The 25,348-nt window shown below is 69.3% G+C and carries 25 protein-coding genes and 1 riboswitch; of the genes, 15 read left to right on the top strand and 10 right to left on the bottom strand.

Translation table 11 applies throughout. The features are described from left to right. Nucleotides 1–195: 195 nt before the first annotated feature. Entirely contained in the window at nt 196–699 is a 504-nt protein-coding gene (locus tag EL288_RS23275; protein WP_003807166.1) for a Fur family transcriptional regulator, read from the bottom strand. A 173-nt stretch (nt 700–872) separates the two neighbouring features. On the opposite strand from EL288_RS23275, the gene EL288_RS24390 reads away from it, so the two are divergent. From EL288_RS24390 to EL288_RS23245, 7 genes are read left to right on the top strand one after another with little or no spacing between them, the layout of a single operon-like run. Further along, entirely contained in the window at nt 873–1,037 is a 165-nt protein-coding gene (locus EL288_RS24390) for a hypothetical protein (protein ID WP_153566163.1), read from the top strand. After that, complete coding sequence (gene aztA / locus EL288_RS23270) at nt 1,028–1,750, top strand: zinc ABC transporter ATP-binding protein AztA (protein WP_033451524.1); 723 nt, start codon at nt 1,028–1,030, stop codon at nt 1,748–1,750. The genes EL288_RS24390 and aztA overlap by 10 nt, the downstream gene beginning before the upstream one ends. Further along, nucleotides 1,747–2,643, top strand: coding sequence for a metal ABC transporter permease (locus EL288_RS23265; protein WP_033450613.1), 897 nt, complete (start codon nt 1,747–1,749; stop codon nt 2,641–2,643). Before aztA ends, EL288_RS23265 begins: the two co-directional genes overlap by 4 nt. Continuing rightward, on the top strand, nt 2,640–3,569 hold the full coding sequence (locus EL288_RS23260) for a metal ABC transporter substrate-binding protein (RefSeq protein WP_003807171.1): 930 nt from the start codon (nt 2,640–2,642) through the stop codon (nt 3,567–3,569). Before EL288_RS23265 ends, EL288_RS23260 begins: the two co-directional genes overlap by 4 nt. Before the next feature lie 47 nt (nt 3,570–3,616). Beyond that, a complete protein-coding gene (locus tag EL288_RS23255; protein WP_003807172.1) occupies nt 3,617–4,198 on the top strand; it encodes a DUF1007 family protein in 582 nt (193 codons plus the stop codon). Continuing rightward, nucleotides 4,189–5,157 carry a nickel/cobalt transporter gene (locus EL288_RS23250; protein WP_033457610.1) on the top strand — a complete coding sequence of 323 codons (969 nt, stop codon included), beginning with the start codon at nt 4,189–4,191 and terminating at the stop codon, nt 5,155–5,157. Before EL288_RS23255 ends, EL288_RS23250 begins: the two co-directional genes overlap by 10 nt. Nucleotides 5,158–5,205: 48 nt before the next feature. Continuing rightward, nucleotides 5,206–7,347, top strand: a complete 2,142-nt coding sequence (locus EL288_RS23245) for a TonB-dependent receptor domain-containing protein (protein ID WP_010925727.1) — start codon at nt 5,206–5,208, stop codon at nt 7,345–7,347. A gap of 12 nt (nt 7,348–7,359) precedes the next feature. On the opposite strand, the gene xerC is transcribed toward EL288_RS23245, so the two are convergent. Genes xerC through EL288_RS23220 form a run of 5 tightly spaced genes read right to left on the bottom strand, consistent with a single transcriptional unit; the run spans nt 7,360 to nt 11,781 of the window. Then, nucleotides 7,360–8,340, bottom strand: a complete 981-nt coding sequence (xerC, locus tag EL288_RS23240; RefSeq protein WP_033450615.1) for a tyrosine recombinase XerC — start codon at nt 8,338–8,340, stop codon at nt 7,360–7,362. Nucleotides 8,341–8,354: 14 nt separating this feature from the next. Then, entirely contained in the window at nt 8,355–9,047 is a 693-nt protein-coding gene (locus EL288_RS23235) for a DUF484 family protein (protein ID WP_003807181.1), read from the bottom strand. A 26-nt stretch (nt 9,048–9,073) separates the two neighbouring features. Beyond that, complete coding sequence (dapF, locus tag EL288_RS23230; protein WP_003807183.1) at nt 9,074–9,985, bottom strand: diaminopimelate epimerase; 912 nt, start codon at nt 9,983–9,985, stop codon at nt 9,074–9,076. 42 nt (nt 9,986–10,027) lie between these two features. Continuing rightward, nucleotides 10,028–10,918, bottom strand: coding sequence for a lysophospholipid acyltransferase family protein (locus tag EL288_RS23225; RefSeq protein WP_003807185.1), 891 nt, complete (start codon nt 10,916–10,918; stop codon nt 10,028–10,030). Beyond that, nucleotides 10,915–11,781, bottom strand: a complete 867-nt coding sequence (locus tag EL288_RS23220) for a lysophospholipid acyltransferase family protein (protein ID WP_003807187.1) — start codon at nt 11,779–11,781, stop codon at nt 10,915–10,917. The genes EL288_RS23225 and EL288_RS23220 overlap by 4 nt, the downstream gene beginning before the upstream one ends. Before the next feature lie 282 nt (nt 11,782–12,063). On the opposite strand from EL288_RS23220, the gene metK reads away from it, so the two are divergent. From metK to metF, 6 genes are all read left to right on the top strand, one after another. Then, nucleotides 12,064–13,227: a methionine adenosyltransferase gene (gene metK, locus EL288_RS23215; protein ID WP_010925730.1), complete on the top strand. Its 1,164-nt coding sequence runs from the start codon at nt 12,064–12,066 to the stop codon at nt 13,225–13,227. A gap of 111 nt (nt 13,228–13,338) precedes the next feature. Beyond that, nucleotides 13,339–13,587: a DUF1289 domain-containing protein gene (locus EL288_RS23210; protein WP_003807192.1), complete on the top strand. Its 249-nt coding sequence runs from the start codon at nt 13,339–13,341 to the stop codon at nt 13,585–13,587. A gap of 79 nt (nt 13,588–13,666) precedes the next feature. Then, nucleotides 13,667–14,707 (top strand): glycosyltransferase family 4 protein, encoded by a 1,041-nt coding sequence (locus EL288_RS23205; RefSeq protein ID WP_003807194.1) that lies wholly within the window; start codon nt 13,667–13,669, stop codon nt 14,705–14,707. Between the two features lie 57 nt (nt 14,708–14,764). Continuing rightward, a riboswitch (S-adenosyl-L-homocysteine riboswitch) is annotated at nt 14,765–14,885 on the top strand. A gap of 101 nt (nt 14,886–14,986) precedes the next feature. After that, a complete protein-coding gene (ahcY, locus tag EL288_RS23200; protein ID WP_003807196.1) occupies nt 14,987–16,405 on the top strand; it encodes an adenosylhomocysteinase in 1,419 nt (472 codons plus the stop codon). Nucleotides 16,406–16,475: 70 nt separating this feature from the next. Continuing rightward, nucleotides 16,476–16,811: a phage holin family protein gene (locus EL288_RS23195; RefSeq protein WP_003807198.1), complete on the top strand. Its 336-nt coding sequence runs from the start codon at nt 16,476–16,478 to the stop codon at nt 16,809–16,811. Then, nucleotides 16,811–17,653, top strand: coding sequence for a methylenetetrahydrofolate reductase [NAD(P)H] (gene metF, locus EL288_RS23190; protein ID WP_003807199.1), 843 nt, complete (start codon nt 16,811–16,813; stop codon nt 17,651–17,653). The genes EL288_RS23195 and metF overlap by 1 nt, the downstream gene beginning before the upstream one ends. A 63-nt stretch (nt 17,654–17,716) precedes the next feature. Here the strand turns inward: metF and EL288_RS23185 are convergent, their stop codons facing one another. From EL288_RS23185 to EL288_RS23170, 4 genes are all read right to left on the bottom strand, one after another. Further along, nucleotides 17,717–18,688, bottom strand: a complete 972-nt coding sequence (locus tag EL288_RS23185) for a LysR family transcriptional regulator (RefSeq protein WP_003807201.1) — start codon at nt 18,686–18,688, stop codon at nt 17,717–17,719. Between the two features lie 63 nt (nt 18,689–18,751). Further along, nucleotides 18,752–19,771, bottom strand: a complete 1,020-nt coding sequence (locus EL288_RS23180; RefSeq protein ID WP_003807202.1) for a histone deacetylase family protein — start codon at nt 19,769–19,771, stop codon at nt 18,752–18,754. Nucleotide 19,772: 1 nt separating this feature from the next. Next, nucleotides 19,773–21,146: an MFS transporter gene (locus EL288_RS23175; RefSeq protein WP_003807204.1), complete on the bottom strand. Its 1,374-nt coding sequence runs from the start codon at nt 21,144–21,146 to the stop codon at nt 19,773–19,775. A gap of 277 nt (nt 21,147–21,423) precedes the next feature. Beyond that, entirely contained in the window at nt 21,424–22,104 is a 681-nt protein-coding gene (locus EL288_RS23170) for a 5-formyltetrahydrofolate cyclo-ligase (protein WP_003807206.1), read from the bottom strand. Between the two features lie 12 nt (nt 22,105–22,116). On the opposite strand from EL288_RS23170, the gene EL288_RS23165 reads away from it, so the two are divergent. After that, nucleotides 22,117–24,243: a lytic transglycosylase domain-containing protein gene (locus EL288_RS23165; RefSeq protein ID WP_003807207.1), complete on the top strand. Its 2,127-nt coding sequence runs from the start codon at nt 22,117–22,119 to the stop codon at nt 24,241–24,243. Continuing rightward, nucleotides 24,240–25,334, top strand: coding sequence for a CCA tRNA nucleotidyltransferase (locus tag EL288_RS23160; RefSeq protein WP_003807209.1), 1,095 nt, complete (start codon nt 24,240–24,242; stop codon nt 25,332–25,334). Before EL288_RS23165 ends, EL288_RS23160 begins: the two co-directional genes overlap by 4 nt. Nucleotides 25,335–25,348: the final 14 nt, after the last annotated feature.

Below are 25,348 nucleotides of genomic sequence, written 5' to 3'. Positions count from 1 at the left end.
ACGCAGGATTACAGCACAGACGGGGGCCAGGGGCAAACCCCGGAGCAACCCTGGCGCGAGGGCCGAAAATCAGGCCTGGCGCGCCGCTGCGCGGGCATCGCTTATCGATGCAATGAAAGAAGATGGGGGCGGGATTTCCATCTTCAAGAGGGGACGGAGCGACGGCGGGAATTGTTACTTGTCGGCGCCGTGTTTTCAGTGATGCGAATGCGTGTGGCCGTGCGCCTGCGCCGGGCGGTTCTGCTGGCACTGCGGGCACAGGGCGCGGATTTCGGTTTCGTGCGTCGCCAGTGCGAAGCCGGTGCGGGCCACGCGCTCGGCCAATTGCCGGCTCATGTCGGGATCGCTGATTTCGGCCACCGCGCCGCACCCGGTACATACCACCAGCAGGTCGTGCGGTTCGCCGGCCGCGTCGTGGCAGGCGCTCCATGCGTTGACCGCGTCCAGGCGGTGGATCAGGCCTTCGTCCATCAGGAAATCGAGCGCGCGATAGACCGTGGGCGGCGCCGCGCCGGGATGTTCGGCGCGCATCGCCTCGAGCAGCTCGTACGCCTTGAGGCTGCGGCCATGGACCAGCAGCAGCTCCAGCACTTTGCGGCGGATGGGCGTCAGCCGCCGGCCGCGCTGCGTACAGAGGGATTCGGCCAGATCGAGCTGGGCGCCGACGGTATCGGCGCGGGTAGGGCGAGAGGCGGACATAACGGTCAAAAGGCGTAGTAAGTGGCCAATTCGGGCCGCAATGCGTTGAAGGTATCAGAAATCCGCCAACGGCGTGCCGCGCAATCGGCCGCGCCATGGCGTGCCGCATTGATTGTTATGATATAACATAATGATTCTTGCGCCGCCCGGCCCGAACCCACTGCGCCCTGCCCGTGTCCCTGTTCCGTTTTTCCCGCTTCTACACCCCGCTGCGCCGCGGGCCGCGTCCGCCGCATTCGGTGCTGCGCGCCGGGGCCGGCGCGCGGCTGGCGGCCGCGGCGCTGGCCGCCGCCGGGCTCTGGGGCCTGACCCTCTGGGCCCTGGGGGCATGGCCATGACCGCGCCGTGCATCGCCTTGCGGGGCGCGGCCTTCGGCTGGCACGGCCGCCCGGCCGTGCACGGCCTGACCGGCGAGTTTTCCCGGGGCTCCATGACCGCCATCGTCGGCCCCAACGGGGCGGGCAAGTCGACCTTGCTCAAGGGGCTGGCGGGCGTCTTGCGGCCGTTGGCCGGCGCGCTCGAGTGCGAGGCGGACCTGCGGCGCCGGCTGGCCTGGCTGCCGCAGGCCAGCGAACTGGAGCGCGGCTTTCCCATCACGGTTGCCGACATGGTGGCCCTGGGCGCCTGGGGCCGCGTCGGCGCGTGGCGGCGTTTCGATGCCGCCGAGACGGCGCGCGTGCACGCCGCGCTGCGCCGCGTCGGCCTGCAGGATCTGGCTGGACAGTCGCTCGGCGCCCTGTCGGGCGGCCAGATGCAGCGGGCGCTGTTCGCGCGCCTGCTGTTGCAGGACGCGCCCCTGCTGCTGCTGGACGAGCCTTTCAGCGCGATCGACGCGGCGACCACGGATGTCCTGCTGGACTTGCTGCGCGAGCAGCACGCGCAGGGGCGCACCGTCATCGCCGTGCTGCACGACCTCGACCTGGTGCGGCGGCATTTCCCGCGCACCCTGCTGTTGGCGGGGCGGCAGGTGGCCTGGGGCGAGACCGGCCAGGCGCTGGGCGATGCCAACCTGGCGCGCGCCCGCGGGCTGGTCATGCGGGAGGCGGCATGACACTGGCTGAATGGCTGGCCGGCCCGTTCGCCGACTATGGCTTCATGCGCCGCGCCCTGGCCGGCGCGGTGGCGCTGTCGGCGGGCGCGGCGCCGCTGGGCGTGTTCCTGGTGCTGCGCCGCATGAGCCTGATGGGCGATGCGATGGCGCATGCCATCCTGCCCGGCGTGGCCGCCGGCTACCTGCTGTCGGGCCTGTCGCTGGGCGCGATGATGGTCGGCGGCCTCGTCACCGGGCTGGCCGTGGCCTTGCTGGCGGGCCTGGTGGCGCGCCTGACGCCGCTGCGGGAGGACGCCAGTTTCGCGTCCTTCTATTTGATATCGCTGGGGCTGGGTGTACTGCTGGTTTCGCTGCGCGGCTCCAACATGGATTTGCTGCACGTGCTGTTCGGCACGGTGCTGGGCCTGGATGACGCGGCCTTGCTGCTGGTGACGGCCGTGGCCAGCGCCACCCTGTGCATCCTGGCGCTGGCGTACCGGCTGCTGGTGGCCGAGTGCCTGGATCCGGGTTTCCTGCGCGCGGCCGGCGGGCGCGGGGTCTGGGTGCACATGCTGTTCATGGGCCTGGTGGTGCTGAACCTGGTGGCCGGGTTCCAGGTATTGGGCACGCTGATGGTGGTGGGCCTGATGATGCTGCCGGCCGCCGCCGCCCGGTTCTGGGCCGGGTCGGCGCCCGGGCAGATCGCCCTGGCCGCCGTTTCGGCCTGCGCGGCCAGCGCCGTCGGCCTGCTGGTTTCGTTCCACGCCAATGTGCCGGCCTCGCCCGCCATCATCCTGGCCGCCGGCGCGTTCTACCTGTTTTCGGTCGCGTGCGGGCCGCACGGCGGGCTGCTGGTCGCGGCCCGGCGCGCGCGCCGCGCGCGGCCATGGCAACCCGAAGGAGATCTTCCATGAAATCGCGCATCCTGGCGTTGGCGGCCGCTGTCCTGCTGGCCCCGCTCGTCGCCGCGGCCCAGCCCTTGCAGGTCGTCGCCAGCTTTTCCATCCTCGCCGATATCGCCGCCCAGGTGGGCGGTCCGGACGTGGCCGTGCAGAGCCTGGTAGGCCCCGATGGCGACGCGCACGAATACGAGCCGACCCCGGCCGACGCCCGCAAGCTGGCTGCCGCGCAGGTACTGGTGGTCAACGGACTGGATTTCGAAGCCTGGCTGCCGCGCCTGCAGAAGGCCGCCGGCTTCGCGGGCCGCACCGTCGTGGCCTCCGAGGGCATCGAGCCGCGCCGGCTCGATGACGCCCACGAGGAGCATGGCGATCACGATCATGATCATGATCATGGCCATCATCATCATGGCGACCTTGACCCGCACGCGTGGCAGGACCTGGCCAATGGCGCGACTTATGCGCGCAATATCGCGCGCGCCTTTGCCGAGGCCGACCCCGCGCATGCGCAGGCCTACCGGCAGCGCGCCGATGCCTACGTGGCGCGCATCGAGGCGCTGGACCAGCGCGTGCGGCAGCTTTTCGAGGCCATCGAGCCGGCGCGCCGCAAGGTCGTCAGTTCGCACGACGCCTTCGGCTACTTCGGCCAGGCCTACGGCGTGCGCTTCGTTGCGCTGGCTGGCGTGTCCACCGACGCCGAGCCGTCGGCCGCCGACATGGCGCGCATCATCGAGCAGGTGCGCCGCGAACGCGTGCCGGCGGTATTCGTCGAAAACATCGCCAACCCGCGGCTGGCGCAGCAGCTGGTGCGCGAAACGCAGGCCCGGCTGGGGGGCACCCTGTATTCCGATGCGCTGGCCCAGCCCGGCAAGCCGGCCGGTACCTACCTGGGAATGTTCGAATGGAACGCGCAGCAACTCGCCGCCGCCTTGCGGCCCTGACGGCGCTGGGCGCGCTGTGGGCGGCCGGCGCCGGTGCGCATCCGCATATGTGGATCGACGCCCGGGCCGTGGTGGAGTTCGATGCCGCCGGCCGCATCGCGGCGGTGCGCCAGGTATGGCGCTTCGACGACATGTTCGGCGCCTACGCCACCCAGGGCCTGTCCAGCAAGCCCGGCGGCGGGCTGCCGCCCGACGTGCTGCGGACCATGGCCGAGGACTGGATGAAGGCGCTGGGCGAGCCGGTGTCGCACTATTTCACGCGGGTCACCCAGGGCGCGCGCACCCTGCCGTTCGGTCCGCCGCGCGATGCCGCCGTCAGCTTCGAGGATGGCCGGCTGACGCTGGCCTTCACGCTGCCGTTGGCGGCGCCGGCGCCAGCGCGCGGGGCGACGGCGGTCGATATCTACGATCCCACTTATTTCGTGGCCTATGCCTTCGACGAGGCGGGCGCGACCGCGTTGCACGGCGCGCCCGCCGGATGCAGCCAGGCTTACCGGCCGCCGCGTCCGCTGGATTGGGCCACCATGCAGCAACTGGCGGCCATCCCCGCCGACCCCGAGGCGTTGCCGGAAGAGCTGTTCGCCATCACCAAGGGTTTGACGCATCGTATCGAGGTGACATGTCCGTAGTTCGAGCAGGCGCGCTGGTCGTGCTGGTATTGGGTTGCCTGGCGGCGCTGCCGGCCGCCGCGCAAGGGGGGCATCCGTTCGGGGTGCCCGAGGCCACGGGCGCGCCCGGCTGGCTGGCCGGCTGGTTCGGGCAGGTCGCGATGTGGCAGGCGCATTTCTACCGGCAGTTGACCGGCGCGGTGCGGGCCTGGCAGGCCGAGGGCGGCGCGGCCTGGATGCTGATCGGCCTGTCGTTCGCGTATGGCGTCTTCCATGCGCTGGGTCCCGGCCACGGCAAGGCGGTGATTGCGTCGTACGTGCTGGCCAATCGCCAGACGGCGCGCAACGGCGCCTGGCTCGCCCTGTTGTCGGCGCTGGCGCAGGCGCTGGTGGCCGTGGCGCTGGTTACGGTGCTGGCGGTGGCCCTGGGGGCCACGGCCGCGGCGATGAACCGTGCGACGCAATGGCTGGAAACCGCCGCGTACGCCGTGGTAAGCCTGCTGGGCGCGTGGCTGGTCTGGCAGAAGGCGTTGCGGCCGTGGTGGGGGAGCAAGGGTGGCCACGGCCATGACCATCACGCGCATCACCACGCGCCAGGCTGCGCTTGCGGGCACGCGCACGCGCCGTCGGCGCGGCAGGCGGCCGGTCCGCTGAGCGCCCGCAAGGCGTGGGCCGCGATTCTGGCGGTGGGGTTGCGGCCGTGCAGCGGTGCGCTGATCGTGCTGGTGTTCGCGCTGGCGCAGGGCTTTTTCCTGGCGGGCGTGGTGGCCACCCTGGCCATGGGGCTGGGCACGGGCTTGACGGTGGCCATGCTGGTGGCGCTGGCGGCGGGCGCGCGCGATGCCGCGACCCGGCTGGGCGCGCGCCTGTCGACCCGCCGCGCCGCGATGCTGCGCCAGGCCATCGAGGCCTTGGCGGCCGTGGCGGTGCTGCTGCTCGGGCTGTCGTTGCTGGGAGGGCAATTGGCGGCCTTGCGCTAAGGCCGGCGGCACCGGGACGAATTTTGCACGCCCGGGTGCCGGATTTAATTGGTATGTTATATCGTTTCATTTAATGAGAATGGCACATCGTTTTATAGGGAAGGGAACATGCGATTCGAACGGCATCCGCTGAGCGCCGCCCTGGCGCTGGCATTGGCTTGGCAAGGCGCGCACGCGCAGGCAAGCGCGGACGGTACCCCCGAGGCGGCCACGCTGGCGCCGATCACGGTTTCGGCCAGCCCGCTGGCCGGCGATCTCGACAGCATGACGGCGCCAGCGGCGGTGCTGGAAGGCGATCAACTGCTGCTGCGCCGCCAGGGAACCCTGGGCGATACGCTCGATGGGCTGCCGGGCGTGCATGCCGATACGTTCGGCGGCGGGGCGAGCCGGCCGGTCATCCGCGGCCAGACGGCGCCGCGCGTCAAGGTGCTGTCCGATGGGTCCGAGCTGATGGACGCCTCGGCCATTTCGCCGGACCATGCCGTCACCACCGAGCCGCTGCTGGCCGACAAGATCGAGGTCCTGCGCGGGCCGGCCACGCTGCTTTATGGCGGCGGCGCGATCGGCGGGGTGGTGAATGTGCTGGATCGCAAGATCCCCACCGCCGTGCCGCAGCAGGGCATCGAGGCCGAGGCTGAACTGCGCGGTGCCACCGGCACGAAGGAGCGCGCCGGCGCCATTGGCATCACCGCCGGCAGCGGCAATTTCGCGGTCCGGGTCGAGGGCCTGAAGCGCCGCAGCAGCGACTATCGCGTGCCCGACTGGCCCGACGGCAAGCTGGCCGGCTCGTACAGCGAATCGGGGCAGGGCACGGTCGGCATGTCATGGATCACGCCGCGCGGCTACGTCGGCGTGGCATTCACCCATCTCGAAAGCAAGTACGGCCTGCCCGGCCACAACCACGAGTACGAGGGCTGCCATCCGCACGGTTCGCACCTGCACTGCGGCGGTCATGACGACCACGGCCACGGCCACGACGAGCACGAGGAGGGCGAGGCGGAACACGATCATGGGCACGAGCACGGCGCGGGCGACGTGCCGTATGTGAAGCTGCGCAGCAACCGTACCGACCTGCGCGCCGAATACACCGACCCGTTCGCCGGGTTCGAGAAAATCCGCTTTCGCGGCGGGCTGACCGATTATCGCCATGACGAGATCGAAGGCGGGCAGCTGGGCACGCGCTTCCAGAATCGCGGCTATGACGCACGCCTGGAGCTGACGCACCGGCCGCTGTACGGCTGGCATGGCGTGGTAGGCGTGCAGACGTCGTACAGCGACTTCCGCGCCACGGGCGAAGAGGCGTTCCTGCCGCGCAGCAAGACGCGCGCCCATGGGCTGTTCCTTCTGGAAGAGTATCGCTGGGCCGACTGGCGCGTCGAACTGGGCGCGCGCCAGGACTGGCAGCGCGTCTCGCCGCAGGGCGGCGCGCCGGCGTCCCGCACCGCCGGCACGTCGCTGTCGGCGGCCGCCATCTGGGACTTCGCGCCGCAGTACTCGCTGGCCCTGTCGGTGTCGCGCTCGCAGCGTCTGCCCTCGGCCCAGGAGCTGTATGCCGACGGCGTGCACCTGGCCACCAACACCTACGAGATCGGCGACCCCGGACTGGATCGGGAAACCTCGCGCAACGTCGACCTGACGCTGCGCAAGCACAGCGGCGACACCACCTTCAGCGTCAGCGCCTTTCACAACCGGGTGAAGAACTATATCTACGCCAATACGCTGGACCGCTACGAAGACTTCCGCCTCATCGAGTACACGCAGCGCGACGCCGAGTTCACCGGCGTCGAGGGCGAAATCCGGCACCGCTTCGGCAAGGTGTTCTCGGCGGCCGTGTTTGGCGATTATGTCCGCGGACGGCTCACGGGCGGCGGCGGCAACCTGCCGCGTATCCCGGCCGCGCGCCTGGGCGTGCGCGCCGATGCGCAATGGCAGAACTGGGCGGGGGGCGTCGAGTACTTCCATGTCTATCGCCAGGACGATATTGCGGCCTACGAGTCGTCCACGCCGGGCTACGACATGGTCAACGCCACCATCCGCTATCGCGGCAAGCTGGACCGCACCGCCTACGAGATCTACCTGCGCGGCAACAACCTGCTGAACAAGCTGGCGTTCAACCATGCGTCGTTCATTTCGACCGTGGCGCCGCTGCCCGGGCGCAGCGTGTTGCTGGGTGTGCGGCTGACGTACTGACCGCAGCCGGGTTCAGCGCGAGGTCTTGCGGCCGGCGCGCGGGTGCGCCTGGTCGTAGGCGCGCGCCAGGTGCTGGAAATCCAGCCGCGTGTAGACCTGGGTGGTCGATATGTTGGCATGGCCCAGCATTTCCTGGACCGCGCGCAAGTCCTGGGCCGATTGCAGGACGTGGCTGGCGAAGCTGTGGCGCAGCACGTGGGGATGCACATGCGCCGGCAGTCCGGCCGCCTGGGCCAGGCGCGCCAGCTGCAGCTGCACCACGCGCGGCGCGATGCGCCGGCCGCGGGTACCGACGAACAGCGCCGCCGCATCCTGCGCACCGGCGCCGGCGGCAGCCAGTTGCGGGCGCGCCTGCAACCATTTGTCCAGCGCGGCCAGCGCGCTCTGCCCGACCGGCACCGAGCGCCGCTTGCCGCCCTTGCCGACGACGATGACCTCGGCGTCGTCGCGGTTGAGCCAGCTGCGGGATTCGTACTCGGGCGTGCGCTCGTAGCGCAGGTCCAGGCTGACCAGTTCGGCCAGCCGCAGGCCGCTGGAATACAGCAGCTCGAACATGGCGTGGTCGCGCAGCGCGGCCGGCTCGGTGGCCAGGCGCGCGGGGGCGTGGTCCAGCAGCACCTGGGTCTGTTCGACCGAGAGCGCCTTGGGCAGGCCGCGCGGCGCCTTGGGGGCGCGCACGCCGGTGGCCGGATTGCCGGGCAGGCCGGCGGCCGGGGCCCACCATTGATAGAAGCCGCGCCACGCCGCCAGCGCGCGCGCCAGGCTGCGCGGGCCCAGGCCTTGCGCATGCAGGCGGGCGACGAAGTGGCGGATATGGCCGTTGGCCACGCGCTCCAGCGGCAGCCCGGCCGCGGCGGCCAGTTGCGCCAGTTGCCGCAAGTCGCGCGTATAGCCGTCCAGCGTGTGCGCCGAATAGCGGCGGTGCGCCTGCAGGTGCCGCAGCCAGTCCGCCATGGGCTGGGGCAGGGGGCTGGCGGCGGGGGCGGCGCTCATGCGGTGCGCAAGAGTCAGGCGGCGGCCAGCGGTGGCGTACCCAGGCGCCGCAGCGCGGCCGAGGCCAGCTTGCCGATGGCCTCCAGGAAGGCGGTGCCCATGTCGGGGGCAAAGCGCGCGGCATCGTCCGAACCCAATACGAGCAGGCCGAAGGTTGGCGCCTCGGCGTCCGGACGCAGCGCCACCAGCGCCAGCGACTTGGGCTTGGCGTCCAGCCAGCTCACCGCTTCGAATTCGGTGTCGGTGCCGCAATAAGGCGTCTTCAGGCTGTCGGCGAACGTGCGCACATCGTCGGAGACGGGTTCGCCGTAGCCGCTTTCCGGCAGGCCTTCCAGGCGCCACAGGCGCAGCGCCACGTGGTTGAGGTCGAACTGCTCGGCCAGGCCCAGGGCGATTTCTCCCGGGACGTGCTGCGCATCGGCCTCGGCCAGCATGCGGCAGCACCACTGCGACAGGTGGTCGCCGATGGTTTCGTTGCTGTTGGCGTTGCGGATCAGTTCACTCAGGCGCCATTCGAGTTCGCGGGTGCGTTCGCGCAGCGTCTGGATCTGGCGCTCGCCCAACGAAATGGCGCGCGAGCCGTGCGGGTTGGGAATCTGCAGCGTGGCGAACACGTCGGCGTGTTCGATGAAGAAGTCGGGGTTGTGTTGCAGGAATTCGGCAACAGCGTGGGCGTTCAGGGGTTCGGTAGGGGTGTGCGCAGTCATGGGGACGCTGATCTCGTACTCGCTGGCTAACGGTGCAGGCCGCTGGTGAACACCAGGCGGTCGATATCGACCTGGCCGCTGAAAACGGAAATGGCCGGACCGGTCATGCGCAGGCGCTCGCCGTTCCAGTCCACGGTAAGCATGCCGCCGCGCGTGTGTACGCGCACCGGCGAATCGAGCAGGCCGCGCCGCACGCCCGCGGCGACGGCCGCACAGGCGCCGGTGCCGCAGGCCAGCGTTTCGCCGGCGCCGCGTTCGTAGACGCGCAGACGGATCTGGTGGCGGTCGACGACCTGCATGAAGCCGACGTTGACGCGGCGCGCGAAGCGCGGGTGCGATTCGACCAGCGGGCCGATCACACCGACCGGCGCGGCGTCGACATCGTCGACCACCTGCACGGCGTGCGGGTTGGAAATGGCCACGGTCGAGATCGCCACGCTGCGCGGCAGGCCGGCCGGCGCGTCGATCTCCAGGTTCCAGACCGTATCCTGGCCCTGCGTCTGGGCGCTCAGGCCGGTGGAGTCGAACGGCAGGGACGGCGGGTCGAAGCGGGTGCTGCCCATGTCGACCGTGACCTGCTCGTCTTCGCCCTCGTCCAGCACGATGACGCCGGTCACGATCTCGGCGCGCAGCGGATTGCGCGCCGACAGGCCTTGCTCGTGCACGAAACGAACGAAACAGCGCGCGCCGTTGCCGCAGTGTTCGACTTCGCTGCCGTCGGCGTTGAAAATGCGGTAGCGGAAATCGGCGTCGGCCCGCGTGGCGGGTTCGACCAGCAGGATCTGGTCGGCGCCGATGCCGAAATGGCGGTCGGCCAGCGCGCGGGCGCGCTCGGGCGTCATCGCTATGTCTTGACGGACGCCATCGAGCACGACGAAGTCGTTGCCCGCGCCGTGCATTTTGGTGAAGTTCCACATCATGCATGGATTATCACCCATTCCGACGCGGAAAGCCCCTGGACGCCCGGGATGGCCGCCGTTTCAGTACAGCTTGGGCTCGCCCAGCGGGCGCGTCTTGAAGCGGCGGTGCACCCAGTAATACTGGCTGGGGCAGCGCAGCACCCAGGACTCCAGCTCGCGGTTCAGGCGCGCCGTGGCGTCTTCCAGCGAACCGTCGCCCGGGAAGTCGGGCAGTTCCGGCAGGACTTCCACGTGATAGCGCCCGGTGCGCGGATCCCAGAAGTCGAGAATCGGCAGCACCGCGGCATTCCATTTGCGTGCCAACTGGGCGGTGGCCAGCAGGGTCGCGGCGGGCACGCCGAAAAAAGGCACGAAGACCGATCCGGCGCGTCCGAAATCCATGTCGGGCAGGTAGTAGACCGGCCGCGGTTCGCGCAGGTGGCGCACCAGGTCGCGTACGCCGTCCTTGCGGCTGACCAGGAATACTTCGTTGAAGCGCGCCCGGCCGGCCCGGACGATGGCGTCGACCGCGGGATCGCTTTGCGGCGTGTACATGGTGGCGCCGCTGGGCACCTCCATGGTCAGGCGCGTGGCCGCCGCGTCCAGCGCCACGAAATGGGGCGCGAGCAGGATGACGGGGCGGCCTGCCGCGATCAGGGCATTGATGCGTTCGGCGCCGGTCTGGGTGACCATCTCGCGCACGGCCTCGGGCGAGCCGTACCACAGCACGCCGCGGTCGACGATGGACTGGCCCAGGGCGCGGAAATGCTCGCGCGTCCAGCGTTCGCGCACGGCTTCGGGCTGGCCGGGAAAGCACAGCTCCAGGTTGCGCCGCACGATGCGCACGCGCGAGCGCGCCAGCCGGTAGCTCAGCCAGCCCACCAGGGCGCCGGCCCGTTGGCGCGTGGCCGGGCGCATGCGTGCGAAGCCGCGCAGCATGGCGGTCAGCGCGCGGGTCTTGAATTGGCTCATTGTTCGGGTTCCTGCCGCGCGCTGTCGGGCGCCGGCGGCGCGCCGCGCGGGACTTTGTAGCGGTTGTATCCCCACAGGTATTGCTCGGGGAAGCGCCGGATCAGCGACTCCATGGCGCTGTTGATCAGGGCGGCCTGCTCCTGCGGGCCGTCGGGCAGCGGCTCGGGCACGCGGGCATAGTGGATGCGCCAGCCGCGCCCGCCCGGCAGGCGTTCGCCGGCGGTCAGGATGACGGCCACGCCGGTCTGGCTCGCCAGCTTGCCGGGCAGCGTCATGGTGTAGGCCATGCGGCCGAAGAACGGCGCCCAGACGCCGTCGCCCACGCCCGGCGCCTGGTCGGGCAGCATGCCCACCGACTCGCCGCGCCGCAAGGTGCGCACGAATTCGCGCACGCCCTGCATGGTGGCGGGCACGGCGTTGACCGCCGAGGTGTTGCGCGCCGTCTCCAGTACCGGCGCCAGCGCGGCCTTGCGCGGCGGGCGGAACATCACCGTCATGGGCATCTGGCGCGCCAGGTAGCGCGCGGTGATTTCGAAGCAGCCCAGGTGCGGCGTCAGGAACAGGATGCCGCGCCCCTCGGCGCGCGCCGCCTCGACAATGGCGTAGTCATCCGACACCACTTTTCCCAGGCTTTGTTCGTTGCGAAACCACACCTTGGGCATTTCCAGGATCATGGCCCCGATTTCGCCGGCGGCGCGCCGGGCGAAGGCGGGCTGGGGATAGCCGGCCTGGGCGGCATTGGCCCGCAGGCGGTCGCGGTATTTGCCGGGAAAGGCATACGCCAGCCGTCCCAGCAGCCGGCCGGCCGCATGCAGGAACGGCAGCGGCAGGGCCGCGGCCATACGTAACAGGGTGACGAGCATCGATGCGAATGAAAGGGCGGTACGTTGGGCGTTGGCCTGGAGTGTCCGCTATTTGTATAGAAGGACTCGCCAAGCATAAAGTGCGCATTTTCGCCTAAAATGCTCGGGTCGCCGAGTTAACCGACAACTTGCGGGGCGACAGCGGGGGTGGCGCTGGTGCGCCAAGTCCGCGCAAAATCCGCTAAAGCGTCGCGCCCAGATCTTCCGTACATAGCGATCCCGGGGTGCAGCGCGCCTCGTAACCTATGCGCCGGCTTCAGGCCGGTACGTGAGGAAGTATCTGTGGCCAACAACGATTTTCTGTTCACCTCCGAATCCGTCTCCGAAGGGCATCCCGACAAGGTCGCCGACCAGATTTCGGACGCGATCCTCGACGCCATCTTTACGCAGGACCCCAACGCCCGCGTAGCCGCCGAAACGCTGTGCAACACCGGCCTGGTGGTGCTGGCCGGCGAGATCACCACCACCGCCAACGTCGACTACATCCAGGTCGCCCGCGACACGATCCGCCACATCGGCTATGACAACACCGAGTACGGCATCGACTACAAGGGTTGCGCGGTGCTGGTCGCCTACGACAAGCAGTCGCCCGATATCGCCCAGGGCGTGGACCGCAGTTCGGAAGACTATCTGAACCAGGGCGCCGGCGACCAGGGCCTGATGTTCGGCTATGCATGCGACGAGACCCCCGACCTGATGCCGGCGCCGATCTGGTATGCGCACCGCCTGGTGCAGCGCCAGAGCGAATTGCGCAAGGACGGCCGCCTGCCCTGGCTGCGTCCCGACGCCAAGTCGCAGGTGACGTTCCGCTACGTCGACGGCCGCCCGGCCGAGGTCGACACCGTGGTCCTGTCCACCCAGCACTCGCCCGAGATTTCGCAGGCCTCGATCCGCGAGGCGGTGATCGAGGACATCATCAAGCCCAGCTTTCCCGAGGGCCTGATCACGCCGAAGACCAAATTCCTGGTCAACCCCACCGGCCGCTTCGTCATCGGCGGCCCGCAGGGCGATTGCGGCCTGACCGGCCGCAAGATCATCGTCGACACCTACGGCGGCGCGTGCCCGCACGGCGGCGGCGCGTTCTCGGGCAAGGATCCGTCCAAGGTCGACCGCTCGGCCGCCTACGCCGCCCGCTACGTGGCCAAGAACGTGGTGGCCGCGGGCCTGGCGCGCCAGTGCCAGGTGCAGGTCAGCTACGCCATCGGCGTGGCCGAGCCGATCAACATCACGGTGTACACCGAAGGCACCGGCGTGATTCCCGACGAGCAGATCGCCAAGCTGGTGCGCGAGCACTTCGACCTGCGCCCCAAGGGCATCGTCAACATGCTGGACCTGCTGCGCCCCATCTACACCAAGACCGCTGCCTACGGGCACTTCGGCCGCTCGGAGCCGGAGTTCTCCTGGGAAGCCACCGACAAGGCCGCCGCGCTCAAGCAAGGCGCCTGAGCCGTTCTCCCGTGTCGCGAAACGCCCCGCCTGTGCGGGGCGTTTCGCTTGGCCGCGCCGGCGGCAGGGATATCGGAACCGGGACGGGGTCGCGATGCTAAGCTGTTGCCCATGACCGATGCTTCTTTTCCCGTCGCGCCACGGGTCGAGTCCGATGAGACGCCCGACCGGCCGGCGCGGGTTTTCACCGCTACCGACTCGCCCTGCGTGGCGGTCTGCTCCACCCTGTTCGACGATATCTGCCGCGGCTGCGGCCGCACGGCGATGGAAGTCGCCAACTGGGTGTTCATGAGCGAAGAGGAAAAGCGCGAGGTCTGGGTACGCATCCAGGCCCAGGGGTATCCGCGCCGCAATAACTGAGGGGCGCACGGCGGCCTGTCTTGGCCATGTCACATCGCGCGGGCTAAATCGCGGCATTGTCCACCTGCCGTCCCGCACCATGCGCATCGTCCTCGTCACGGATGCCTGGCATCCGCAAGTCAACGGCGTGGTCCGTACCTGGACCACCATGCAAGGCCTGCTGCAGGATTGGGGGCACGAGTTGATCGTGGTCAGCCCGCAGGGCAGCCGTACCGTGCCGGCGCCGTCCGAGCCGGACCTGCGCCTGTGCCTGCAGCCGGGGCGCCAGTTGCGCCGCGTGCTGGGCGATGTCGTGCCCGATGCGCTGCACATCGCCACGGAAGGGCCGCTGGGCCTGGCCGCGCGCCGCATGGCGCTGCGCCGCGGCTGGCGCTTCACCACTTCGTTCCACACGATGTTTCCCGACTACCTGCAGGCGCGCATGGGCATTCCGGCCGGCCTGCCGTGGCGCTACCTGCGCTGGTTCCACCGGCCGTCGCAGCGGGTCCTGGTACCTACGCCCACCGTGCGCGACATCGTGGCGCGGCGCGGCCTGGGCAATCTGCAGGTATGGTCGCGGGGGGTCGACGCGCGCCGCTTCGCGCCCGGGCCGCGCGATTTCCTGCCCGAACTGCCGCGCCCGCTGTTTCTCTGCGTGGGCCGCGTGGCGCGTGAGAAGAACCTGGATGCATTCCTGTCGCTGGCGCTGCCGGGCAGCAAGGTGATCGTGGGCGGCGGCCCCGACGAAGCCCGCCTGCGCAGGAAGTTCCCGGCCGCGCATTTCGCCGGCCCGCAGGCCGATGACCGCCTGGCGGCCTACTACAACGCCGCCGATGTGTTCGTCTTTCCCAGCCTGACCGACACGTTCGGCCTGGTGATGCTGGAGGCCATGGCTTGCGGCACGCCGGTGGCGGCCTTTCGCAGCGAAGCGCCGCTGGCCGTGGTGCAGCAGGGCGCCACCGGCTTTCTCGACGACGACCTGGCGCAGGCCTGCCGCGCCGCGCTGGCGCTGGATCGCGACGAGGTGCGGGCGCACGCGCTGACGCGTACCTGGGACGCGGTGGCGCGCGACCTGCTGGCGGCGTTCACGCCGCTGGTCGAGGCGCCGCTGGCCTTGCCGCCGGCCGCCCAGCGCATATGACGCGCCTTGCATGCGTCACCGTTTGCGGGGCCACGGCGAGCCGGTACAATGCCGCCTATCCCTGAGGAGCGCTGCGACGACCCGGGCCGTGTCCACGGCATGCCGGTCGCCAGGCTCAGGAAATCCTTGTTCACGCGCCGCGCATCGCGCGGCGCCGCAGCAACGGCGCTCACCTTTGTCGCATGAAGCGGGAAAGGCGAGTACGCGCCGTGCGGATCATGGCGCTACGCGTTGTCCGGCTTCATTGCGCGCCGTTCGACTTTCACGTGGAGCCACACCATGAATGCTGTAACCGATAAATCCGTTGCCGACTATATCGTCGCCGATATGGCGCTGGCCGGCTGGGGCCGCCGCGAGCTGGCCATTGCCGAGACCGAGATGCCCGGCCTGATGGCGATTCGCGACGAGTACGCCGCCAGCCAGCCGCTCAAGGGCGCGCGCATCGCCGGCAGCCTGCACATGACGATCCAGACCGGCGTGCTGATCGAAACGCTGGTGGCGCTGGGCGCCGAAGTGCGCTGGGCCTCGTGCAACATCTTCTCGACCCAGGACCACGCCGCCGCGGCCATTGCCGCCACCGGCACGCCGGTGTTCGCCATCAAGGGCGAAACCCTCGAGGAGTACTGGCAGTACACCCATAAGATCTTCGAATGGCCCGAAGGCCGCCACGCCAACATGATCCTGGACGACGGCGGCGATGCCACCCTGCTGCTGCACCTGGGCGCGCGCGCCGAGCAGGACATCTCGGTGCTGGCCAAGCCCGGCAGCGAGGAAGAGCGCGTGCTGTTCGCGGCCATCAAGGAAACCCTGGCGCGCGATCCGAAGTGGTATTCGACCCGCCTGGCCCAGATCAAGGGCGTGACCGAGGAAACCACCACCGGCGTGCATCGCCTGTACCAGATGTCGCAAAAGGGCGAGCTGGCCTTCGCCGCCATCAACGTCAATGACTCGGTCACCAAGTCGAAGTTCGACAACCTGTACGGTTGCCGCGAGTCGCTGGTCGACGGCATCAAGCGCGCCACCGACGTGATGGTGGCCGGCAAGATCGCGGTGGTGGCCGGCTATGGCGACGTGGGCAAGGGCTGCGCCCAGGCGCTGGCCGCGCTGCGCGCGCAAGTGTGGGTGACCGAGATCGATCCGATCTGCGCCCTGCAGGCCGCGATGGAAGGCTTCAAGGTCGTCACCATGGAAGAGGCCGCCGCGCACGCCGATATCTTCGTGACCGCCACCGGCAACTACCACGTCATCACGCGCCAGCACATGGAAGCCATGAAGGACCAGGCCATCGTGTGCAACATCGGCCACTTCGACAACGAGATCGACGTCGCCGGGCTGGAAAACTGCCAGTGGGAAGAGATCAAGCCGCAGGTCGATCACGTGATCTTCCCCGACGGCAAGCGCATCATCCTGCTGGCCAAGGGCCGCCTGGTGAACCTGGGTTGCGCCACCGGCCACCCGTCCTTCGTGATGTCTTCGTCGTTCGCCAACCAGACCATCGCGCAGATCGAGCTGTTCACGCGCAACGAGGCCTACACCACGGGCCAGGTCTACGTGCTGCCCAAGCACCTGGACGAGAAGGTGGCGCGCCTGCATCTGAAGAAACTGGGCGCCAAGCTGTCGACGCTGAGCAAACAGCAGGCCGACTACATCGGCGTGCCGGTCGAAGGGCCCTTCAAGCCGGGCCACTATCGCTATTGATTGATGTAGCACAATAGGGGCGGGGCCGCGCCATCGTGGCGCTGCCCGTCTCATACCAAGGAGATCGAACATGGCTCTGATTCTGGTCTGGATCCTCAATGCGGTCGCGCTGCTGGCGGTGGCCTATCTGCTGCCCGGCATCACGGTGGCCAGCTTCGGCTCCGCGCTGGTGGCGGCGCTGGTGCTCGGCTTGCTGAACATGCTGGTCAAGCCGGTGCTGGTCCTGCTGACGCTGCCCATCACCATAGTCACGCTCGGCCTGTTTCTGATCATTCTCAACGCCCTGTTGTTCTGGTTCGCCGGCTCCGTGCTGCGCGGCTTCCAGGTCAACGGGTTCTGGTGGGCCGTGGCGGGAGCGATCCTGTACAGCATCATCGCCGGCCTGCTGACCAAACTGATCCCCTGATGACCCAATCCACTGCTCCCGCTTTCAGCCTGGAGTTTTTCCCGCCGCGCGACATCGCCGCCCAGGAGCGCCTGGTGCGCGCGGCCAAGCAGATGCTGGCGATCCAGCCGCGCTACGTCAGCGTCACCTTCGGCGCGGGCGGTTCCACGCGCGCCGGTACGGCCGACACCGTGCGCACGCTGCGCAATCTCGGCTGCGACGCGGCGCCGCACCTGTCCTGCATCGGCGCCACGCGCGACCAGCTGCGCGACATCCTGGCGGCCTACCGCGAGCAGGGCGTGCGTCGGCTTGTCGCGCTGCGGGGCGACCTGCCTTCGGGCATGGGCGGCGACGCGGGCGAACTGCGCTACGCCAGCGATCTGGTGGCCTTCATCCGCCAGGAAACCGGCGACTGGTTCCATATCGAGGTGGCCGCCTACCCCGAGATGCATCCGCAAGCCGAAAGTCCGTCGGCCGATCTGGCGCATTTCGTCAACAAGGTGCAGGCTGGCGCCGACGCGGCCATCACGCAGTACTTCTTCAACCCCGACGCGTATTTCGATTTCGTCGAGCGCGCGCAGGCCAAGGGTGTGGCCATACCCATCGTGCCGGGCATCATGCCCATCACCAACCACACCCAGCTGGTGCGTTTCTCGGAGATGTGCGGGGCCGAAATCCCGCGCTGGATCCGCCTGCGCCTGGCCGAATACGGGGACGACAAGGCCTCGATCCGCGCCTTCGGCCTGGACGTCGTGTCCGAGCTGTGCCAGACCCTGCTGGAAAACGGCGCGCCCGGCGTGCATTTCTACACGCTCAACCACGCCGAAGCCACGCTCGGCATCTGGAAGGCGCTCAACGCCTAGCGCCCGGCGCGCCCTTGGGCGCGCTTGGCGCTGGCCGATGGGGATTGCCCTGAGAGGACGGGCTCAGCGCGCCCGCATCTCCAGCGGGGTGCGGTGCAGGAAGCGCTCGAACGCGGCCAGAAAGGCCTGTTCGGCGGCGCTCAGCTTGCGCTGCCGGTGCCAGGCCAGGAATACCTCGATCTCGGCCACGTTGTGCTCGGGCGGCAGGCGGCGCAGTTCGCCGGCCAGCACGTCCTGGCGGATCAGGTGTTCGGGCAGGAAGCTGAGCCCCACGCCGGCCACGACCATGCGGCGGATTTCCTCGAGATAGGGCGAGGTGCCCACGATACGGCCGGTGAAGCCCTGCTGGTCGCGGAAGATCGTCAGCGGCGAGAGCGTGTCGCCCAGCTGGTCGCTGGCGAAGCAGACGAAGTTCTGGTCCATCAGGTCCTCGACGCGCACGTTGCGGCGCGAGAAGAAGGGATGGTGGCGGCCGCACACCACCACGTAGCGATGGCGCAGGAACAGGCGCCGTTCCAGCGTGTCGATGGCCTTGCGGCACAGGCACAGTCCCAGCGCCGGCACCCGCTTGGCCAGCGCGTCGAGAATGGCGGCGCTTTGCATGACGTCGACGTAGAACTCCACCTTGGGATAGCGGCGGTGGAAGTGCGCCAGGAAATCGTCGTAGGCCGTGCTCTGGATCTTGCTCATCACCAGCAGCCGCAAGGTGCCCGCGATATCGTCCTCGTCCTGGGTGGCGGCTTCCTCGACGCGCGCCACCATGCCGTACATCTCGCGCGCCAGGCGATAGATTTCCTCGCCCAGGTTGGTGAGGCGGAACTCGCCGCTGCGGCGGTAGAGCAGCACCCCACCTACCGCCTGCTCCAGCCGCTTGAGCGCCTGGCTGACGGCGGGCTGGCTGAGGTGCAGCGCGGTCGCGGCGCGGCCGACGCCGCGTTCCTGCACCACGAACATGAAGGTGCGCAACAGGTTCCAGTCCAGGCGCTCGGGAGCGAGCGCCGCGGCGGATTTCTTGGGAGCAGGGCTGGCGGACATGGTTTGGGGCAGGCATGAAAAAAGGCGGCCGCGGCCGCCTTTTCCGGATCGACAGGCGGGACCTCAGGCCTTGGCCAGGCCCGCGAAGAAGCGCTCGGCGTTGTCCTCCAGGCCCTCGATATAGTAGCCGCCTTCCTGCACGATCAGCGTCGGCAGCTTGAAGGCGCCGATCGCCTGGCCCAGGCGCTCGAAGCCATTGGCGCTGACCGCCACCATGGCTTGCGGGTCTTTCTCGAACACATCGAAGCCCAGCGACAGCACCAGGGCGTCGGGCTGGAACAGTTCGATGGCCCGCTGCGCCTGCTGCAGGCGGTCGAAGAACACCGGCTCGGGCGAGCCGTGCGGCATGGGCAGGTTGACGTTGTAGCCATAGCCTTCGCCCGCGCCGCGCTCGTTCTCGAAGCCTGCCACCACCGGATAGAAGTTCTCCGGATCGCCATGGATGGACACGTACAGCACGTCGCTGCGCTCGTAGAAGATTTCCTGGATACCCTGGCCATGGTGCATGTCGGTATCGAGGATGGCCACGCGCTTGTAGCGCTGCGTGAGCATCTGCGCGGCGATGGCGGCGTTGTTGAGATAGCAGAAGCCGCCGGCGGCGTCGCGCCGCGCATGGTGGCCGGGCGGGCGGCACAGCGCGTAGGCATGGCGCTCGCCGTCGAGCAGGGTCTGCGCGCCGGAGATGGCGCATTGCGCCGCCCAGTAGGCCGACTGCCAGGTATGCGGGCCGACCGGGCAGCTGCCGTCGGCCAGGTAGCGGGCCGCCTGCGCCAGCACGCCGCGCAGGGCGTTGGGCTCGCGCACGAAGACGTTCGACACCACTTCGTCGCCCCAGTCATCGGGCAACTGTTTCCAGCGTGCATGCGCCTCCCGCAGAAAGCGCAGGTAGTCCAGCGAATGGACCGCGCCGATCGCGCCGGCCCCGGCGTCGGCCGGTTCGCGCACGTCGAACTTCAGCTTGCGCGCGGCTTCGGCCAGGGCGTCCAGGCGCGCCGGCACTTCCTGGGGCGTGCGCATCTTGCCGCGCGAGAAATAGGTTTGCGGGTGGTGCAGCTTCTGGTCGGGATGGTAGAAGGCTTTCATGTCATGCGCTCCGCAGCGGGGCCGTCACCGCATCGGTGCGATGGTTGGCCAGGAAGATTACCGAAATCATCGACAGCAGCGAGATGCCGCTGAACAGCAGGGCCAGCGGCCACCAGTGGCCCTGGAATTTCTCGGCCAGGATGGTGCCCAGGATGGGCGTCAGGCCGCCGAAGATGGCGCCCGACAATTGGTAGGCCATGGAAATGCCGGTATAGCGGATGCGGGTGGGGAAGCTGTCGCTCACGTAGCCGGCGATCACCGCATAGTAGGCGCCCAGGCAGACCACGGCCAGGCCCACGCCCAGCGTCAGGCTGGTCAACGTGCCCTGGTCGACCATGTTGAACATCACGTACGGCGTGAAGATCGACAGGAACGAGGTGATCAGCAGGAAGCGCCGGCTGCCGATGCGGGTGGCGATGTAGGCCGACAGCGGCGTGATGATGAATTGCATCACCGACACCACCAGCAGGCAGTCGAGGATGACGCCGCGGCTCAGCCCCACGTACTGCGTGGTGTAGGCCAGCATGAACGTGTTGGTGAAGTAGAAGCCGGCGATGCCCAGCACGTTGGCGCCCACGGCCAGGGCCAGCAGGCCGGAGGCGCCGCGCAGCACTTCCACGATGGGCGCCTTGTCGGCGGCCTGCTTCGCGGCGGCGTCTTTCAGGCGCGCCTTCTCGGCCTGCTCGGCCAGGAAGTCGGGCGACTCGTTCACGCTCAGGCGGATCGCGAAGCCCACCACCAGCAGCGCGGCGCTGAACAGGAACGGCACGCGCCAGCCCCAGTCCATGAAGGCGGCGTCGTCCAGCGAGGTCACCAGCTTGAACATCAGCATCGACAGGATCAGGCCGGCCGGGCTGCCCAGCTGCGCGAACGAGGCGAAGAAGGTGCGCTTGCTGCGGTCGGGCGAATGCTCGCCGGCCATCAGGACGGCGCCGCCCCACTCGCCGCCCACGGCAATCCCCTGGATGAAGCGCAGCGCCACCAGCAGGATCGGGGCCCAGATGCCGATGGAGGCGTAGGTGGGCAGCAGGCCGATCAGCACCGTGACCGTGCCCATCAGCAGCAGCGTGATGACCAGCGACTTCTTGCGGCCGATGCGGTCGCCGATATGGCCGAATACCGCGCCGCCCAGCGGACGCGCCAGGAAGCCCACGGCGAAGGTGCCGAACGCGGCCAGGGTGCCGTAGAAGCCGTCGACCGATGGGAAGAACAGTTTGCCGAATACCAGGGCGGCTGCCGTGGCGTAGATATAGAAGTCGTACCACTCGATCATGGTGCCGACGAATGCGGCGATGGACGCGCGCACCGGCTGATGGGTAGCCGTTTGGTGATTCCCCTGCATGTTTCTCTCGTATGACTGGCGGATGGCCGGCACGATTGCCCGGTGGCCGCCGTTGTTATACGGCCACCACTGCACATAAGAAAAATTCTATTTATTTATTCGCCATATTCGTTTGATTTATGTGGCGCGCGTGGCGCGCCGCCGCAGGGGCTGTTTTGCGCCATAGCCGGCCAAGAACTGCTTATGAATCAATGAATTGCGATATTTCCGCCGGCCTGGCCCCGACCCTGGCCGCGGCCGGCGTCGGAGACGGGGGGTACATCGACCCTAGGGAAAACCCCGGGAGGACGGGCCGCCCGGGTTGGCGTGTTCAGCGCAGCAGGAAACGGCTGCCGGCGCTGCGGTGGCCGGCCGCGGCGCCGCTGGCCACCAGGGGAGCGCCCGGCACCCAGCCGTCGGGCGTGAGAATGGCGTCCAGGGCGATGTCGTGCGCGGCAGCCTGGTAGTCATCCGGCAGCAGCCCTTCCGACCAGGCGATGCCGATGGTGGTCGGCGACGCGCCGGCGGCCTGCCAGGCGGCCAGCGTGCGGTCGTAGTAGCCGCCGCCGTAACCCAGGCGAGCGGCGTCCAGGGTGTAGCCCAGCGTCGGCACCAGCACCACGTCCGGCACCACCGCCGGGCCGGCTGCGGGCTCCTGGATGCCATACGCGCCGGTGCGCATGGCGCTGTCGGGCGTCCAGTCCCGAAACACCAGTGGGGCGTCGCGCTCCTGGACGGCGGGCAGGCAGACGGCGATGCCGGATTCGACCCATTGCTCCAGCAGGGGCAGCAGGTCGGGTTCGTCTTCCATGGGCCAGAAGGCGGCCACGCGGGAAAGGGGGCGGCCCTGGGTGGCGGCCTGTTCGCAGGCGAGGTTGAGCCAGGTGAACAGACGTCCGCGCATCAACAGCGCCCCGCGGCTGCGCTGGCTGCTGGTCAGCTCGGCCCGGGACTGCCGCAATCGCGCGCGCAGCGCGGCTGCGGTATTCTTGGCGGTATTTTGAGTGTGCATGCGGGCCTGGCGATGAAACGAGTGCTTGAAGCAAGACGGTATCAGAAATTGGCGCTCCGTGACGCGGCCGACGGCATGCGTGGCTGGCTGCCGGTGCTGGCGCTTTTCACGGCGGCCTGTGCGCCGGTGGACGCGCAGCAACGCGCCGCGGCCAGCGCCGCGCCTGCCGCCGTGTCGATGCAGGCCGCGCCCGATGCCGAACAGGCCAGGCGGCCCATCGCGGTGCCGCCGGCGGTGCTGGCCGGCTTGCCGCCGGCGCCGCAGACTCCCGCCCAGCAGGCCGTGGTGGCCGCGCGCGAAGCGTCCCAGCGCAAGCAGTGGTCCGTGCTCGGCGCCCTGGCGCCGCAAGCCAGGACGGATCCGCTGGGCATGTACCCGGAGTACTGGCTGCTGCGCTACCAGCTCTGGAGTCCGCCCGGCGGCCGCCGGCCGGACGCGGAACTGCAACGGTTCCTGGCCGCGCATGCCGGCAGCTACCTGGAGGACCGCCTGCGCGGCGACTGGATCCAGGCGGCGGCGCGCGCCGGAGACTTCGAAACCGTGCGCCGCCTGGGGCCGGTCAAGCAGGGCAATGCGCAGATCGCCTGCGCCGGGCTCGACGCGCGCCACATGACCGGGCAGCGCGCCAGCGCCGCCGAGGCCGTTGCGGCGTTCGCGCCGGGTACGGCCTGTTGGGCCCTGTACGACCAACTGGTGGCCGACGGGGTGCTGGGCTGGGACGAGATCCAGCCGCAGCTGCGCGACGCCATCGAGGCCGGCAAGCTGTCCGATGCGCGCAAGCTGGCGCAATACATCTTCGAGCCGAAAGACCAGAAGAGCTACGACCAGATGATGAAAGACCCGATGAAGTGGCTGGTCCGCCAGGACAAGTCGCCGGTCGGGCGCAACGAGAAGGAGCTGGTCACGCTGGCCCTGGCCCGCCTGAACAAGTCGGATGTGAGCGTGGCGGACTCGTACCTGCGGCGCGAATGGTCGCGCCACCTGCCCAGGCAGAACCTGGCCTGGGTGCGCAGCCAGTACGCGCTGGTGGCGGTGCTCAACCAGGATCCGCGCGCCTACGAGTGGTACCGCGAAGCGGGCGCGGTGCGCATGACCGAGTACAGCCATGCCTGGAAAGTGCGCTCGGCCTTGCGCCAGCCGCGCATCGACTGGAAATGGGTCATCGAGGCCATCGAGGGCATGCCGCCGTCGCAGCAGGCCGAGCCCGTGTGGGTGTACTGGAAGGCCCGCGGCCAGGCCGCGCTGGGCCGCGACCAGCAGGCCAGCCAGGCCTATGCCAGCATCGCCGACCAGTTCAATTTCTATGGCCAGCTGGCCGCCGAGGAACTGGGCCGCCGCATCACCGTGCCGCCGGCGCCCGCGCCGGTCACCGATGCCGAGATCGCCGAGGCCCGCGCGCATCCCGGCTTGCGCCGCGCGATCTACCTGTTCCGCCTGGGCTGGCGCGCCGAAGCCGTGCCGGAGTGGAATTTCTCGCTGCGCGGCATGTCCGACCGCCAGCTGTTCGCCGCCGCCGAGCTGGCGCGCGCCGAGGGCATCTACGACCGCGTGGTCAATACCTCCGAGCGCACCGCCGAGCAGTTCGATTTCAGCCAGCGCTTCATTGCGCCCTTCGAAGGCCGGGTCAGCGCCAAGGCGCGCGCCATCGACCTGGACCCGGCCTGGGTGTATGGCCTGATCCGCCAGGAATCGCGCTTCATCATGGATGCGCGCTCGCACGCGGGCGCGTCCGGCTTGATGCAGCTGATGCCGGCCACCGCCAAATGGGTGGCGGGCAAGATCGGCATGAGCGATTTCCGGCCCGGCTCGGTCAACGATTTCGACGTCAATACCGAGCTCGGCACGCAGTACCTGAACATCGTGCTGCAGGGGCTGGATGGTTCCCAGGTATTGGCCAGCGCCGGCTACAACGCCGGGCCGGGCCGTCCGCGCAATTGGCGCGCCTCGTTCGGCCACCCGGTCGAAGGCGCCATCTTCGCCGAAACCATTCCGTTCAACGAGACGCGCCTGTACGTCAAGAACGTCATGTCCAACGCCGTGTACTACGCCGCCATGTTCAGCGGACAACCGCAATCGCTGAAAGAGCGCCTGGGCAGCATCGTGCCGCCGCAGGCGGCCCTGGCCACCAACCAGCGATGAGCAGGACCGACGATCCGGGCGTTGCCGGACTGCAGGTCTACATCGTCGGCGGCGCGGTGCGCGACGGCCTGCTTGGCCTGCCGGCCGGCGATCGCGACTGGGTCGTGGTGGGCGCCACGCCCGAGGACATGGCGCGGCGCGGCTTCATCCCGGTGGGCGGCGATTTCCCCGTGTTCCTGCATCCTCGCACGAAAGAGGAATACGCGCTGGCGCGCACCGAACGCAAGTCGGGACGCGGCTACAAGGGGTTCACCTTCTACACCGGCGCCGACGTTACGCTGGAGCAGGACCTGCAGCGGCGCGACCTGACGGTCAATGCGATCGCCCGCACGCCGCAGGGCGAACTGGTCGACCCGCTCGATGGCGTGGCCGATGTACGGGCCCGCGTGCTGCGCCACGTGGGCGAGGCCTTCGCCGAGGACCCGGTGCGCATCCTGCGTCTGGGCCGTTTTGCCGCGCGCTTTGGCGACTTCAGCATCGCGCCGGAAACCATGCAGCTGTGCCGCCGCATGGTCGAGGCCGGCGAGGCCGATGCGCTGGTGCCCGAGCGGGTCTGGAAAGAAGTGTCGCGCGGGTTGATGGCGCAGGCGCCGTCGCGCATGCTGGATGTGCTGGCCCGGGCCGGCGCGCTGGCGCGCGTGATGCCCGAGTTGCACGACGACGCGGCGGTGCGCGCCGAGATCGATCGCGCCGCGGCCGCGGGCCTGCCGCTGGCCGGCCGCTATGCCTTGCTGTGCCGCCATACGCCCGAGCGCGACGCGCTGGGCCGCCGGCTGCGCGCGCCGGTCGAATGCATGGATCAGGCTCGCCTGCTGCCGCTGGCGGTCGACGCGCTGGCCGCCAGCGCGACGCCGGCCGCGCAACTGGACCTGATCGAGCGCTGCGACGCCTTGCGCAAGCCCGAGCGTTTCGACGCGCTGCTGCAGGCGGCGGCGATCGTGGCACCGGTGGACCTGTCCGCCTGGCGCGCGCGCGTGCAGGCCGTGCGCGCCATCGACGCCGGCGCGATCGCGCGGCAATGCGCCGGCGATCCGGCGCGCATCAAGCCGGCGCTGCGCCAGGCGCGCTTGCAGGCGCTGGGCGGCGCGTAGGGATTGCGCCGGCG

This window comes from Bordetella bronchiseptica, assembly GCF_900636925.1.
GTDB classification, from domain to species: Bacteria; Pseudomonadota; Gammaproteobacteria; order Burkholderiales; family Burkholderiaceae_B; genus Bordetella; species Bordetella pertussis.
The sequence above is the reverse complement of the archived record's forward strand: the minus strand, read 5'-3'. Positions and strand labels throughout refer to the sequence as shown.